Genomic DNA, 14,928 nt, shown 5'->3' on the forward strand with positions numbered 1-14,928 from the left:
AGACAATTAACCGGAACGAATACTAACAAATAACTGCATTATTTGTCTGTAGATGTGGTCGCTAACCGGGAACAAAATCAGGGCCGACGCGCGATTCCGGCAATTCGAAGTGCGCGGGATAGCTTACATCGACCAAATACAAGCCGTGTGGTTTAGCCGTCACCCCACCTTGATTGCGATCACGGCTATTCAAAACTTGCTGGGTCCACCCCACCGGCATCTGCCCACTTCCCACCGCGATAAGAACCCCGGCAATATTTCGGACCATATGATGCAAGAATGCATTGCCCGCAATATCCAGCACAATATAGCGACCGTAGCGACTCACATTGGCATGGTGGATATTGCGCATAGCGGTCTTTGACTGACAAGAAGCCGCGCGAAACGCGCTAAAATCTTGCTCACCGAGTAATACCTGAGCCTCTTGATGCATTAAGCCTGCATCGAGAGGCTGGTCAATCAAGGTCACGCCCTTAGCTAAATGCGCGGAACGACGCGCCTGGTTCAAAATAATATAGCGATAACGCCGTGCCGTAGCGGAAAACCGAGCATGAAAATCATTACTGACAGGCTTAGCCCACTGCACAGCAATGTCTTCTGGAAGCTTGGCGTTTACACCTGCAACCCAGGCCTTTAATGAACGGGAAACGGTGGCGTCAAAATGGACTATTTGATGGGTGGCGTGCACACCGGCGTCAGTGCGACCAGCACAAATTACCGTCACTGTCGTCGCGGCAATAGAAGAAATAGCGGCTTGGAGTGAATCCTGAACGGTGGCGACACGCGGTTTATCTTGGCTTTGCCAGCCTCGGTAAGCGCTGCCCTGATATTCCACCGCCATCGCAATACGGCAACCGACCGGCAAGGGCTTGTCCTCAAACCGGTCGAAACAATCTACATCTGCAGTCACAGGAATTTACAGCCAGTATTATCCGATATTGTTTAAAAGTGTCTGTGCATCGCTTTGCTGCTGAATGTCGCCCTCTTGAAGGACTTCTTCCAACATTTCGCGAGCACCTTCACTATCACCCATATCGATGTAGGCGCGGGCCAAGTCCAGCTTGGTCGCAACTGACTCAGCATCTACCAGCGCGTCAAACCCTTCGGCTTCTTCCTCACCAGCATCAAACTCGTCAAACACGAGATCCTCAACAGAGATTGCTTCGTCAACAGGTGACGCCTCTTCGGACGATGTTGACGATGACTCTGCCGGCGCATCACTTTCTTGAGCAGGCGTTTCAGCAAACTCTAAGCTAGCGTCTGAATTCGCGTCATCTTCGGTAAAGAAGGTCTCATCAATGTCGAGCTCATCATCAACAGAGGAAACCGGCTCTGTGCTTGCAACTTCTTCAAGCGGCATATCAAAGTCAGAAAGCTCGAGATCGATCTCATCTTCATCATCTTGTAAATCTGACAACGAAGGAGTCTGCGCTGGCTCCGCCAAATCCATATCCAGGTCAGAAAGGTCCAAATCAACGCTTTCTTCTTCAGCCAGTGGCTCTAGCACCTGCTCTGGCTGCCCTTCAAGACCTGCGCTTAATTCATCGCTAGATGCCTTTACGTCAGCGAGTTCGGAATCACCTAAGCCAGAGGCACCGATATCAAATTCCAGCGTGTCTTCGTCGCCAGACTTTGGCTCGCTGGAGGCGAGATCATCCAATTCAAAACTGCTAAGTTCGTCTTCGTCGAAAGAAATAACATCATCGTCTTCGGCATCGACTGTTTCGGCAACAGGAGCATCGTCCTCTAAAGCAAGCGGATTTGGCGTGGAAACGTCCTCAACAACCTCTTCGCTCACACCGGAGGCGCCACCGAAATCGCCGTCAAAATCAAAATCTAAATCCGCTAGATCAACATCTAAGGATTCCAAGGTGTCAGAGTCAGCGCCCGACTCGATATCATCAATTGTGCCTGATTCATTGATATTGCTGATCGGACTTGGCTCAAGCAGAGAAGCATTAGCCTCCGGCTCATCTAGCTCAAAATCAATATCATTGTCACTGAGACTGCGAATTTCTTCCTCTGCATCACCACCGATATCAAAATCCAAGTCATCCGCCGCGTCGACTGCAACACTCGCTCGGCTTACATCAACCGTATTATCTGACGCCTGAGATTCGTCACCCAGCCAGTGGCTAACACCCTCAATAGCTGACATCGACTCTTTAACACGGGCAACTGCCGAATCGTTATTCAAGCTAAGCAGGTCTTGGTAGGCCAGCTCAAAATTATCTTGATCACGGGTGTCTAGATAAATATCGATTAGCTTTAAACGGAGTTCGGCATTTTCTGGATCCTGAGAAATGGCCGTTTTAAGTAAACTCGCGGCTTGGTCATAGCGGCCATAGGCCACATAAATTTCTGCTTCAGCAACGACATCACCGGTTTGTGGTATTACCGCATCTGCAGCTGTTACCGCGCCTTCCGATTCATCCTGACCGTCCAAATCAGCGTCATCAGCCAACATCACTTCATCGGAATCAGTCGATTCCGCATTCGACAGTGCATCGCCCCCTAAATCATCAAAATTAAAGTCGTCGGAGCTGAATACCGCCTCAGGGTCGTCGTCGGCCTCTACTGCACCAAATGCCTTCGACGAATCGCGATCAAACTCACCGCCGCTAGCAAACAATACCGGAGACTCGATTGAATCCCTATCGCTTAAATCGTCATCAAATGCCGCCAAATCTGCATCATCCTCAGCCGAATTACGGCGTCGAATGAATAAAACTAACAGCGCCAATAAGCCAAGTACAAAGCCGAGAACCAACATGAGGTTTTCGCTTAACCAATTTTGGGCCTGGGCGACTGGTGTTTTCGCGGCAGCAGGCTTGTTAGCAGCTGGCTTTTCCGTTGCCGGCTTGGCGTCGGCCTCGACTTTGGGGACGGCGACAGCGACATCCGTCGCAGAATCAGTTTCGGCGCTGGCGTCACTAGCCACAGCGGGAGCCATTGCCTCAGCTTCCGCCTCATCGCTAATCGCTGAAGAATCTGGCACTTGCTGCCCATTTTGCAAGGCAGCCAACTGGCTATTCTTGAGCTCAATTAAGCTCTGCAGTGTCTGAATCTGCTTTTCCATTTCTACAACACGATTTTGCATCGCACTGTTTTCAAGCTGGGTTTTTTCTAAATTTTCTTTCTCTACACGAATTTGATCACGCATGGCATCAAGTTCGTCTCCGCTGTCGGTGCTACCAGCACTGCCCAGGGAGAATTTAACCGCCGTATCTGTATCTGACGTCGGTTCGCTAGGGGATTTTGCGGTTGCGTCAATTTGCGGCGCCATTGGCGTCGCCGACGACGATGGAGCTGTCTCAGCCGAAGCGGTTTTAGGTGTCGTGGATCTGGCGACTCTCTCGCCGCGCCACTCCTTTGCTTGTAACTGTATTTCCTCCACAGCTTCTTGGTGATCAACTTGGCGAACTTCGTCTTCAGTTGGCAGGCGTAAAACATAGCCCGACTTAATCTGATTCACATTGCCATTCACAAAAGCTTGCGGGTTCTTTTTAACTAAAGCCAGCATAGTTTGCTGAGTTGTCACATACGAACTTGGACGCAATTTGCCCGCTATTCGCCACATCGTATCGTGGTGTTGAACTCGGTATTCAGTGGCGGGGCTATCTGCGGGAGGCAACTCTTGTAGACGATCAACACTGCGCGCTGTTGGCGGAGCACGATCCACCGCGCCAATGGCGCCGCCTAACTCACGCGCCGGTGCCTGGCTTTGCACTGGTGTACTAAGCAAAGATTTCGGCGCTGATGCTGCAACGCTTGGATTCACTGCTCGCGCGGGACTATCATCAGCATAGACCGGTAAATCCAGCAACACCGTGTATTCGCGTATCATTTTGCCATTGGGCCATCTCGCTTCAACAATGAAATCAAGATAGGGTTCAACGACCGCTTTTTCTGTGGTGACAATAATACGGCCGCTTCCACTCCCGATTACTTCAATCTGAAACTGCAAGCTAGATAGAAATTGACTCCTATCAACCCCCGCATTTTCAAACGCACTGGCATCAGCCAGCTGCACTTTTATCTGTGCTACGTCTAACTCACCAATATCTCGGAGTGGGATTTCAGCGCGAAAAGGCTGGTTCAGAGTAGAATCCAGTGTTAACTCACCAAGGCCGAGTGCACTGACTAAACCGCTGTGCAGGGCACCAACTGTCAGTACCGCTTTTGCCAGCCTATTCCGCATCATAATGTCACCGTTTGTGTATTACCGCGCCTATTTGGTATTGGCCAAACGGGCTGCGCTTTTATAAAGAATCTCCGCAGGGCAGATACTGCCCATGACGATGTATCGCCATTTCTCTAAACAACATGCGTAGATATAAGCTAGATATTGATTTTTATCAAGATTTTAAGCAGAGCAATTATGTTAATCACCGCACCATTACGAAGATTATCACCGACAACAGTACAACGAAAGACCGTTTCATCCTGCCTATCAACACTTAGTGCCGAAATATCAATCGTATCGCTACCTTGTAAATTAACTGGCGTCGCTTCTGAGGTATCGTCTGATGGAAACAGCCTGAAGAGCTCACTTTCCGCCAATTGCCGCTTTACTTTCGCAAGTTCAACTTTGTCGACACAGCTGACTCGCAGCATCGCAGTGTGACCGTAAAAGACAGGAACCAACATCTCGCTAGCGGAAACAGCAACAGGGCTACCGCCCAAATCTAACAAACTGGCCAAGCTGTGCTCCAATGCGGCACTGTGCTCTTGGCGTGCAAGCACGTTGAACGCCAATTGCTGACCAAACGAGGACTCTTCAGGAACTTGGCCATTCAGTAAACGTGCCGTTTCTGCCGCCAGAGTCTCAACGCCTGAACGGCCCCACACTGAAACTGGCTGGGCAACAGCGACGTTAACCGAGCGAATACTCGCCTGCGGCAACAAGCGTAGCACCGCCGCGACATGGCTACTGACTGCGTCGGCGATCGCGAACAATCGACCACCTTCAATATCTGCAAAACTGTTGCAGTAAATGGCCACATCACCACGCTGGGCCAATGTATCGGTACAGTCGAGAACGACAACACCGGCATCTTCCGCCAAGTCGATCAAGCTAAGGTCGCTAAAACCTTCTGTTAACATAATAGCGACATCAACACCGTTAAAATCCGCCGCGCTTGAATCGTGAACGGCGACGGGTCTGCCGCGATACATCACGGTTTCCCCTTCGCCGTCATCGGCATAGGCTTTGATACTGTCAACGCCAAGTTCAGCATCGGCCAGTGCTGTTAGCAGCAACTCGCCTTCGAGACCGCAGGCACCGAATACTGCAACACACTTATATGCCATTACTTAATATCACCAAGTAGGATTCGCAGCATGCGGCGCAGCGGTTCTGCCGCGCCCCATAATAGTTGGTCGCCCACGGTAAACGCAGACAAGTATTGCTCACCCATATTTAATTTACGCAAACGCCCTACGGGTACATGCAACTTGCCTGTCACTGCCGTTGGCGTTAATTTCGCCAGCGTTTCTGCACGATCATTTGGCACCACTTGCACCCAATCGTTGGCAGAGGCAAGAATGCCTTCAATCTCAGCAACTGCGACATTTTTAGTCAGCTTGATGGTCATCGCTTGGCTGTGGCAGCGCATAGCGCCAATACGCACACAGTTACCGTCGATAGCGATAGGCGAATCTGCGCGACCTAGAATCTTATTGGTCTCAGCCTGGCCCTTCCACTCCTCTCGGCTTTGGCCATTTTCCAATTGAGTGTCAATCCACGGCAGCAAGCTACCGGCCAGTGCGTGACCAAAATTATCTTTCGGGAAGCTGTCGCTACGCATTGCTTCTGCCACTTTGCGATCGATGTCTAAAATATTAGATCGGGGATCGGCGAGTTCGGTGGCAACACAATCGCGCACCGACCCCATTTGATTAATCAGCTCACGCATATTCTGCGCGCCAGCGCCACTCGCCGCTTGATAGGTTTGAGCGCTCACCCACTCCACCAAGCCTTCGCGGAATAGCCCGCCAATCGCCATCAACATCAAACTCACGGTGCAATTACCGCCGATGAAGTTTTTAACACCGCGGCTCAAACCTTCTTTAATCACATCGAGATTAACCGGATCGAGAATAATAATGGCATCATCATCCATCCGCAGCGATGAAGCGGCATCTATCCAATAGCCATCCCAACCACTGCTGCGCAGGGCTGGGAAAACCGATTTCGTGTAATCGCCGCCCTGACAGGAGATAATAATATCCATCGCCGCTAGCTCAGCAATATCACTAGCGTCTTTCAATGTGTCGATATCGCGACCAATCGCCGGGCCCTGCCCACCTACATTCGAGGTGGTAAAAAATACTGGCTCAATACCATCAAAGTCTTTTTCTTCTAACATGCGGCCCATCAATACTGAACCGACCATACCGCGCCAACCGACAAAACCTACCTTTTTCATAATATCTCCTGAATTCTGTTGTGCTGAATTTACGCTGATGCCAGGGCGGCGATAACCGCATCGCCCATTTCAACGGTGCCGACCAAATTATTGCCTTCTGAGAAAATATCGGCCGTGCGAAAACCCTGATCTAAAACCGTACTCACTGCATCTTCAATACGCTGCGCCGCCGCAGGCTCATTAAGCGAATAACGCAGCATCATCGCCACTGACAAGATAGTCGCCAGCGGGTTGGCCTTATTTTGGCCAGCAATATCTGGTGCAGAACCATGACACGGCTCGTACATACCGCGGCCATTCACATCCAATGATGCTGACGGCAACATGCCAATAGAGCCGGTTAACATAGCTGCGGCGTCGGACAAAATATCGCCAAACATATTGCCAGTGACCACTACGTCAAACTGCTTTGGCGCGCGAATAAGCTGCATCGCCGCATTATCGACATACATATGACTTAGCTCGACGTCAGGATAGTCTTTCGCCATCTCGTCCATCACTTCACGCCATAACATAGTCACTTCTAAGACATTCGCCTTATCAACTGAACATAAACGTCCACCGCGCTTTTGCGCCAACTCAAATGCTACTTTGCCGATCCGACGAATTTGCGATTCGTTATACACGTATGTGTTGTAACCCTCGCGCTCACCATTTTCTAATTCACGAATACCACGCGGCTGACCAAAGTAAATTCCACCCGTCAATTCGCGGACAATAAGAATATCTAAACCTGATACAAGCTCCGGTTTCAGCGAAGAAGCACCAGCGAGCTGCGGATATAAAATAGCGGGACGCAAGTTACCAAATAGATCCAAACGTTTTCGAATTTCAAGGAGGCCACCTTTCTCTGGACGATCTGCTGGCGGCAATTTATCCCACTTTGGGCCACCCACTGCACCAAGCAATATCGCGTCAGCCTTTTCGCAAATAGCGAAGGTTTCCGCAGGCAAGGCACTTCCGTGGGCGTCTATTGCAGCTCCGCCCACTAGCGCATGCTGTAGGACCAGCCCAAGGCCTTCGGACTCATTAACCCACTCCAATACCTTTGCTGCCTCTGCCATGATTTCATGGCCGATGCCGTCACCGGGTAATATGGCAATATTTCTTTGCTGACGTTCTGTCACGTTAAATTCCTTCCAAAAAATAATATGGTTTCGGGCCCGTTGGACGGCGCGTTAAACACCGTGCTCGCGGAATAACCAAGGGGATTTTTGCTGCCACTTAGATTCAAAAATCCGAATATCGTCGGCGTCTTCCAAGGTTAAACCAATGTCGTCTAGGCCATTCAGCAAGCAGTGTTTGCGGAAGCTATCTACGTCGAAACTAATTGCCTCACCCGCAGGCGTAACAATTTGCTGGGCGGCCAAATCAATCTTTAATGTAAACCCTTCATCGGCGTACATCGCTTTAAACAGCTCGTTCACCTTGTCTGCCGCGAGAACAATCGGTAATACGCCATTTTTAAAGCAGTTATTAAAGAAAATATCGGCAAAGCTCGGCGCAATCACGCAGCGAAACCCATAGTCTTCTAGCGCCCACGGCGCGTGCTCGCGACTGGAACCGCAGCCAAAATTTTCGCGCGCGATTAGAATAGACGCATTGCTGTAGCGCGGAAAATTAAGCGGAAAATCAGGGTTTAAAGGCCGCACAGAATTATCTTGGCCGGGCTGCCCCTCATCTAAATAACGCAGCTCATCAAACAGATTGGGGCCAAAACCACTGCGCTTTATTGACTTCAAAAACTGCTTGGGAATAATCATATCGGTATCGACATTGGCGCGATCCATCGGTGCTACGATACCGTCAAGAACTGTAAATGCTTTCATCATAAACTCCTTAGATCCAATCCCGCACGTCGACAAAATGGCCCGCAATCGCCGCGGCTGCCGCCATCGCCGGACTCACCAAGTGGGTGCGCCCACCAAAGCCCTGACGACCTTCAAAATTGCGGTTAGATGTTGACGCGCAGTGTTCGCCTGCGCCAAGTTTATCGGCGTTCATTGCCAAACACATTGAGCAGCCAGGTTCACGCCACAGCAAACCCGCGTCCAAAAATATTTTATCTAATCCTTCCGCTTCCGCCTGTTTTTTAACCAAACCAGACCCAGGCACAACCATGGCTTCTTTCACATTGGCCGCCACTGTTTTACCGCGAACTACCGCCGCCGCTTCGCGCAGATCCTCGATACGCGAATTTGTGCAAGAACCGATAAACACCCGATCAAGCTTAATATCGGTAATCGCTTGACCGGCGGTCAGCCCCATATATTGCAAGGCGCGCTCGCAGCCACTGCGCTGTGCGGGATCGGTGTAATCATTGGGGCTGGGCACAATACCACTCACCGGCAATACCATCTCGGGGCTGGTGCCCCACGTTACTTGCGGCAAAATATCTGCGCCGTTAAGTACAACGGTTTTATCGAAAACAGCATCGTCATCGCTATGCAGAGTATTCCAATATTCCAGCGCCAGCTGCCACTCGCCGTCATTCGGCGCGAACGGGCGACCTTTAACGTAGTCGATAGTGACGTCATCAACCGCCACCATCCCAACCCGGGCACCACCTTCGATGGCCATATTACAAATGGTCATACGACCTTCCATCGACAGCTTGCGGATAACCTCACCGCCAAATTCAATGGCGTAACCAGTGCCACCGGCGGTGCCGATTTTACCGATAATGGCCAACACCACATCCTTTGCCGTAATACCCGCACCGAGTTCACCGTCCACTCGCACCAGCATGTTTTTACTTTTCTTTTGTATCAAACACTGCGTAGCAAGCACATGCTCTACTTCAGAGGTGCCAATACCGTGCGCCAAAGCCCCTAATGCGCCGTGGGTTGCAGTATGAGAATCGCCACACACCACCGTCATACCTGGTAGCGTTGCGCCCTGCTCAGGGCCAACCACGTGCACAATTCCTTGGCGCACATCATTGATTGAAAATTCGGTGATACCAAACTCATCGCAGTTTTCATCTAAGGTGCGCACTTGTATCCGCGACACTTCGTCTGCAATGGCCTCTACGCCGCCGCTGCGCTCAACTAGCTCAGTCGGCACATTATGGTCAGGCGTTGCGATATTCGCGCCGATGCGCCATGGTTTACGGCCAGCTAAACGAAGACCTTCAAAAGCCTGCGGCGAAGTTACTTCATGCACCAAATGACGGTCGATATAAAGCAACGCCGTGCCATCATCGCGCTCCTTTACCAGATGCGCATTCCACAGTTTGTCGTAAAGCGTTTGTCCAGCCATAATCCCCTGCCCCATCTCATCGCACGCTTTGTGAATTAAGCGTATTTACCCAGTCTGCGATAGCCAAACTACTGGTGTAGTCAGTTATCAGAACCGCAATACTACGCAGCACAATCAAATAACACAAATTCATATTTTTCATTATTTGCATTCCAACATGGAATGATAATATCCTAACACCCATGGATACCGACTCTTTAAAAGCTTTTCTCGCCGTTGCCGAGCAGCAGTCATTTTCACTTGCCGCAGAACAGCTATACATCACCCAACCCGCGGTGAGTAAACGCATTGCCGCCTTGGAATCTCAGCTGAACTGCAAATTATTTGACCGCATTGGTCGCAAGGTGCACCTGACCGAAGCCGGCCAAGCACTGCTTCCGCAAAGCCGGCGGATATTGCAAGACATCAAAGAAGCCGTTCGGAGTATTCATGATCTGCGCGGCCAAGTTAGCGGCCGCTTGTCGATGGGAATAAGTCATCATATTGGTCTTCACCGCCTACCCCCGATACTGCGAAAATACAGCCAGCTATACCCGGCGGTTAAACTCGATATCGACTTTATGGATTCGGAGCAGGCACATCAGCTTATTTTGCACGGCGAAATGGATTTAGCCGTCATCACACTGTCACCTACCGGTGAACAGCAATTGCAATCTATGCCGGTGTGGGAAGATCCACTGGCGGTCACCGTTGCGCATAACCACCCCTTAGCACAGCACAGCAGCGTTAATGCCGAAATGCTTAGTCAGCACACAGCCCTTCCACCTGGTCTAAATACCTACACCGGGCAAATCATCAAGGATTTGTTTGATCAGCGCGGACTCAATATGAATATTGGTATGTCGACCAACTACCTTGAAACCATTAAGGTCATGGTTAGTATTGGACTAGGCTGGAGCATTTTACCGTTAACGCTTTTGGACGACAGCGTGGTTGCGCTGAACTGGGAAGGACAAACCCTGAGTAGAACACTCGGCTGCGTTCATCACCGCAACCGCAGCCTCTCCAATGCGGCAGAAGCCTTTATCGATTTATTAAGTGCCGCCAGCGACAAAAATAAGATGGGGAGTAAATCTTAACGCAGCACCGGGCGAAGCTTTAATAGCAAAGCAGACATCTGCTCTGGGGTATCAGCATCGAGACAAATGCCCTCGTCATTCAACTCAATAATATCAACAAATTCGCTCCGTGCTGACGCAATAACACTACGTCCGCCTTCATCGCCACTCAACTTACTCAAAGCCGGCCAATATTCCCGCCCGAAAGCAATCGGATGACCACGCTTAGCCTCAAAAGTAGGAATGACGATACGCTGTACGGCCGTACGCTCGGCAACTCGGCGTAGTGATTCTACCCGCAGCAGGGGCAAATCCGCCGGCATAATCAAAAGCGCCTCTGCGTCAGAACGCTCCGCAAAAATGCCAACAGCATCGGCAATGCTCGCACCCATCCCGACACCGGCATTCGGCGCAAAAATACAGGGCGCATCTATCTGCGCCGAAACATCATCCGCGGGATCAAGCACCACATACACGTCCAATCCCGCTTTTCGCCCGCGACGCACTAACGCGTTAATTAACTCACCGCCATGAGGCAATGCGGTAAAACGTTTGTCCTCGCTGCCAAACCGCCTACTTTTACCGGCGGCTAATATCAGTAACGGTAAAGCTAGGGTTTGCTCAGCCACCGCGAACCACCTTCATGGACGAGGAACGCAGCTGAGTTAACTGCGCCATAATTGCCAATGCAATTTCCATCGCCGACTTGCTGCCAATCGCCAAACCCACTGGCGCGTAAAGGCGATCAATTTGTTCGTCGCTAATATCTAATTGTTTGAGACGTTCGCGGCGCTTCGCCGACGTCCTGACAGAGCCCAAAGCACCCACATAAAACAGCGGTTCTATCAGCGCTTGCATCAACGCCATGTCATCGATCCTAGGATCGTGGGTTAAGGTAATCACGGCGGTATACGGGTCAGCAAATTCACTGACCGCCTCATCGGGCATAAAGGCACTTAACTCAGCACCGACGACAGTCCACTGCTCACGCCTATCCTCGCGGGGATCACACACAATCACGCGGTAATCCATGGCCAAGGCAATTTCAGATATACACCGCGCCAGCTCGTTTGCGCCGATTAACAGTAAACGATATCGCGGGCCGAAATCTTGAACCAAGGTTTCGTCGACAATTGCCAGCGGCTCGGCGCTGATCACGGTTTCTAACTGCCACTGACCAGTTATTAAGTTCACCCGCCTGCGCATTGCACGCCGACTGCCAATAGCGTCACTCAGATTCGTGAGCATGTTACAAAAATCGATAGACGCAGACATAGGCTCCACTAAAATCTGCATACGACCACCGCACGGTAAGCCAAAACGTTCATTCTCTTCAGGACTGACACCGTACTCGTATATCTCCGGCCGATCGCTAGCCAAAGCGCCACGCTGCAGTTTCTCCAGCAGCTCATCCTCTATACAGCCGCCTGACAACGATCCAAAGACCTGCCCCTGAGCATCCATAAACAGTAAAGAGCCCAGGGGGCGCGGCGAAGCGCCAAAGGTTTTAACGACGGTGCACAACCAGCCGCTATCACCCTTCGCTAATATTTCAAGTGCTGCGCCAAGGACAATTTGTTCGATGCTCTTCACAGTGTTATTTCTCTATTAAATAAAACCAAAAGACAAAAAAAACGCCGCTTGCGCGGCGTTATTAAATTACCCTAAAGGGCAATCTTAATACCAGCGATATGTTACTTGTAGAGCCGTAGTTCTTGGCGGATCAATAAAACCATAGTGACCGATCGAGCCAAAAGTACTGTTAGATAAAGGCGTGTCATTTGAATAAGAAATGGTGGTTTCATCCGTCAAATTCTTAACCAAAATCGCGGCATCCCAACCAGCAGCAACATCAGCTAAAGAGAGGCGCAAATTAGCTTTAATGTAAGCATCCTGTTCTTGGCTTGGGTCTAAGTTTTGTGAAGAGTTATAAGCGCCGGTAAACACAAAGTCGGCACCGCCACGGAACTCAATATCCTTAGTTACCATGGTGGTGTAAACAAATGTTAGGTTACCCGAGTAATCGGCGACATACTGATTGGTTTTTCCTTTGTAGTCACAGAAAGGATTGCCATTAACCACAAAGTCCACTGGCTGGCCCTGGTAACACTGGCCATTAGCGAACTCTGTAAACTCAAAGTCCAAGAAGGCTAATGCGCCGGTCATCATAAGATTCTCGGTCAACGCCATACGACCATCTAGCTCTAAGCCCATTGTGGTCGCTGCACCGGCGTTACCCACGTTGAAACCCAGCGTCCCATCAAAAATACTTACCTGAAGGTCGTCATATTGGGTATAGAACGCAGCGACGTTGAGCTCTGCTGCACCACCTAGCAATGTTGATTTAGCGCCAAGTTCAAAACTGGTCGCCTGCTCATCATCGTATTCAAAGCTACCGTCAATTTCTGGGGCTGCCGGACGCAATTTACCGCCACCGGGTGACGCGTTTGAACGCGCATCAAATCCGCCAGATTTATAACCAATACTTGCCGTGGCATACAACATGATATCGTCATTCCAATCATGTTGAATATTCAGCGATGGGGCCAAATTACCACCCGTGCGCTTGCCACTCAAATCATGACGCTCAGCTGAAAAGTTTTTTGCCACAACCGTATCGACCTCACCAATAGCGCGACTTTCACCGGTTGTAAGATCGGTTAGATCAAGACTACGGCTGCCCTCTTTCTCCTCATAAGAATAGCGTAAGCCCAGCGTTGCACGAGTATAATCGGTCGCATTCCAAGTGGCTTGAATAAAGCCGGAAATTAACTTGGTATCTGACGAAAAATTACGTGGAGTACCCAAGTTAATTATTTCAGTACCGGCATCGCCAATACCAGACACAGGTAAACCGAGTGGACCACCCAATATGTCACCATCAGCAGGAGTCTCGCCACGCGCGCCGCCCTCTAAGACATCAGCACCGTTCAATAAGATGGGTAAGAGATCACTGTCTACCCGGATACTGTCAAAGAAATCTAACTCGCTTTGCTGATAGAAGGCGCCCGCGATAAATTCAAAGGTCTCACCTACTGGCGACACCCAGCGGATTTCCTGACTGAACTGAGAGTACTCCTCTTCCGCCGCTACGCTGAAGACTTGCGCACCGGTAAAGTCGCAGTCGCACAGCTCAGATGTTTCATAACCTAAAAGACCGGTGATAAAGGTAAATGTGTGGTCGCCCCACGCGTAATCAACATTTAGCGTCGCGTTCTGGGTATCGTTGTAGCTGAAGTCGCCATTTGAAGATCGCTTGAAATCTTGACGGTTATTAAGTACTGAGGGATCAGAGCTAACCGTGCCTAAAAGCCCACCAGGCCCAACCTCAAAATTATTGAGGACTTGAGCATAGGTCCTACCTTCGAATGTCGAATCCGTAGAGGGGTTATCGTTGATAATCTCAATCTGACGACCGTTGACATCAAACTGACCAACTTCAAGCTTCAAAGCGGCAGTCAAATTCGCGGTGGCATCCCATTCAAAAATAGCGCGTATGGTTTGTTCGTCACGCTCTGGCTCATCGCGATTAAGCGTGAGGTTTTCAATATAGCCGTCAGTTAATCGCTTGCGAATCGCGAGACGAGCACCAACGGTATCAGTCAAGGCACCAGACAAAACCAAATCCAGTATCTGCTCATTGGTTTCTTCTTCATAAGTACCTGATACCATGCCCTCAAACTCTTGACCTGGCCGAGCAGAGATAAGGCTTAACGCACCTGCAATACTGTTTTTTCCGAACAAAATGTTCTGCGGACCACGCAACACTTCGACTCGCGCTAAGTCGAGGAACGGTGCCCGTGACAACTGGGCACGACCGTAGCTAACACCATCAAAATACATACCCACTGACTGCTCAAAGCCTGGGTTAATCCCGGAACCGATACCGCGGATATAAATATTGGTACCGATGCCGGTTTCAGACATCGTCAAATTAGGCACATAGGCCTGCAAATCTTCTACTTTACCAATGCCGGCTTCCATCATTTTCTCGCCGGATACAGCATTTACAGAAACGGGGACGTCTTGCAGACTTTCCGCCCTAATGGTGGCAGTAACAATCACCTCTTCGAGAACAGGAGCCGCCACGGAATAGGACGAACATAATAAAATAGCGCTTGCTAGGGTAGAACGACGGAAAACAGATACAGGACTTATTAAGGTCATGAGACCTCCAG

12 protein-coding genes are annotated in these 14,928 nt (G+C 50.2%); 1 reads left to right on the forward strand and 11 read right to left on the reverse strand.

From position 1 onward, the window contains the following. Positions 1-61 precede the first annotated feature (61 nt). The 8 genes from truA to KXJ70_RS19220 all read right to left on the reverse strand — a co-directional run bounded on the left by truA (position 62) and on the right by KXJ70_RS19220 (position 9,834). Positions 62-910: a tRNA pseudouridine(38-40) synthase TruA gene (gene truA, locus KXJ70_RS01045; RefSeq protein ID WP_369409737.1), complete on the reverse strand. Its 849-nt coding sequence runs from the start codon at positions 908-910 to the stop codon at positions 62-64. Between the two features lie 18 nt (positions 911-928). Further along, positions 929-4,204 (reverse strand): FimV/HubP family polar landmark protein, encoded by a 3,276-nt coding sequence (locus tag KXJ70_RS01050; protein ID WP_219041609.1) that lies wholly within the window; start codon positions 4,202-4,204, stop codon positions 929-931. A 137-nt stretch (positions 4,205-4,341) separates the two neighbouring features. Continuing rightward, positions 4,342-5,313 (reverse strand): Asd/ArgC dimerization domain-containing protein, encoded by a 972-nt coding sequence (locus KXJ70_RS01055; protein WP_219041610.1) that lies wholly within the window; start codon positions 5,311-5,313, stop codon positions 4,342-4,344. After that, a complete protein-coding gene (gene asd / locus KXJ70_RS01060) occupies positions 5,313-6,431 on the reverse strand; it encodes an aspartate-semialdehyde dehydrogenase (protein WP_219041611.1) in 1,119 nt (372 codons plus the stop codon). Before asd ends, KXJ70_RS01055 begins: the two co-directional genes overlap by 1 nt. A gap of 29 nt (positions 6,432-6,460) precedes the next feature. Then, positions 6,461-7,558: a 3-isopropylmalate dehydrogenase gene (leuB, locus tag KXJ70_RS01065; protein WP_369409738.1), complete on the reverse strand. Its 1,098-nt coding sequence runs from the start codon at positions 7,556-7,558 to the stop codon at positions 6,461-6,463. Between the two features lie 51 nt (positions 7,559-7,609). Further along, positions 7,610-8,260 (reverse strand): 3-isopropylmalate dehydratase small subunit, encoded by a 651-nt coding sequence (leuD, locus tag KXJ70_RS01070; protein ID WP_219041612.1) that lies wholly within the window; start codon positions 8,258-8,260, stop codon positions 7,610-7,612. Positions 8,261-8,270: 10 nt separating this feature from the next. Beyond that, positions 8,271-9,692 carry a 3-isopropylmalate dehydratase large subunit gene (gene leuC, locus KXJ70_RS01075; protein ID WP_219041613.1) on the reverse strand — a complete coding sequence of 474 codons (1,422 nt, stop codon included), beginning with the start codon at positions 9,690-9,692 and terminating at the stop codon, positions 8,271-8,273. 16 nt (positions 9,693-9,708) lie between these two features. Beyond that, the gene (locus KXJ70_RS19220) at positions 9,709-9,834 is read right to left on the reverse strand and encodes a hypothetical protein (RefSeq protein WP_255558153.1); all 126 of its coding nucleotides are present in this window, start codon (positions 9,832-9,834) and stop codon (positions 9,709-9,711) included. Positions 9,835-9,874: 40 nt separating this feature from the next. Here KXJ70_RS19220 and KXJ70_RS01080 point away from each other — a divergent pair, with 40 nt between their 5' ends. Next, on the forward strand, positions 9,875-10,771 hold the full coding sequence (locus KXJ70_RS01080; protein WP_219041614.1) for a LysR family transcriptional regulator: 897 nt from the start codon (positions 9,875-9,877) through the stop codon (positions 10,769-10,771). Here KXJ70_RS01080 and KXJ70_RS01085 read toward each other — a convergent pair. The 3 genes from KXJ70_RS01085 to KXJ70_RS01095 all read right to left on the reverse strand — a co-directional run bounded on the left by KXJ70_RS01085 (position 10,768) and on the right by KXJ70_RS01095 (position 14,917). After that, positions 10,768-11,379: a nucleotidyltransferase family protein gene (locus KXJ70_RS01085; protein ID WP_219041615.1), complete on the reverse strand. Its 612-nt coding sequence runs from the start codon at positions 11,377-11,379 to the stop codon at positions 10,768-10,770. The genes KXJ70_RS01080 and KXJ70_RS01085 overlap by 4 nt on opposite strands. After that, the gene (locus KXJ70_RS19485; protein ID WP_219041616.1) at positions 11,372-12,343 is read right to left on the reverse strand and encodes an XdhC family protein; all 972 of its coding nucleotides are present in this window, start codon (positions 12,341-12,343) and stop codon (positions 11,372-11,374) included. The genes KXJ70_RS01085 and KXJ70_RS19485 overlap by 8 nt, the downstream gene beginning before the upstream one ends. Before the next feature lie 84 nt (positions 12,344-12,427). Then, on the reverse strand, positions 12,428-14,917 hold the full coding sequence (locus KXJ70_RS01095) for a TonB-dependent receptor (RefSeq protein WP_219041617.1): 2,490 nt from the start codon (positions 14,915-14,917) through the stop codon (positions 12,428-12,430). Between the last annotated feature and the right edge of the window lie 11 nt (positions 14,918-14,928).

Source organism: Zhongshania aquimaris (assembly GCF_019312595.1).
GTDB lineage: Bacteria > Pseudomonadota > Gammaproteobacteria > Pseudomonadales > Spongiibacteraceae > Spongiibacter > Spongiibacter aquimaris.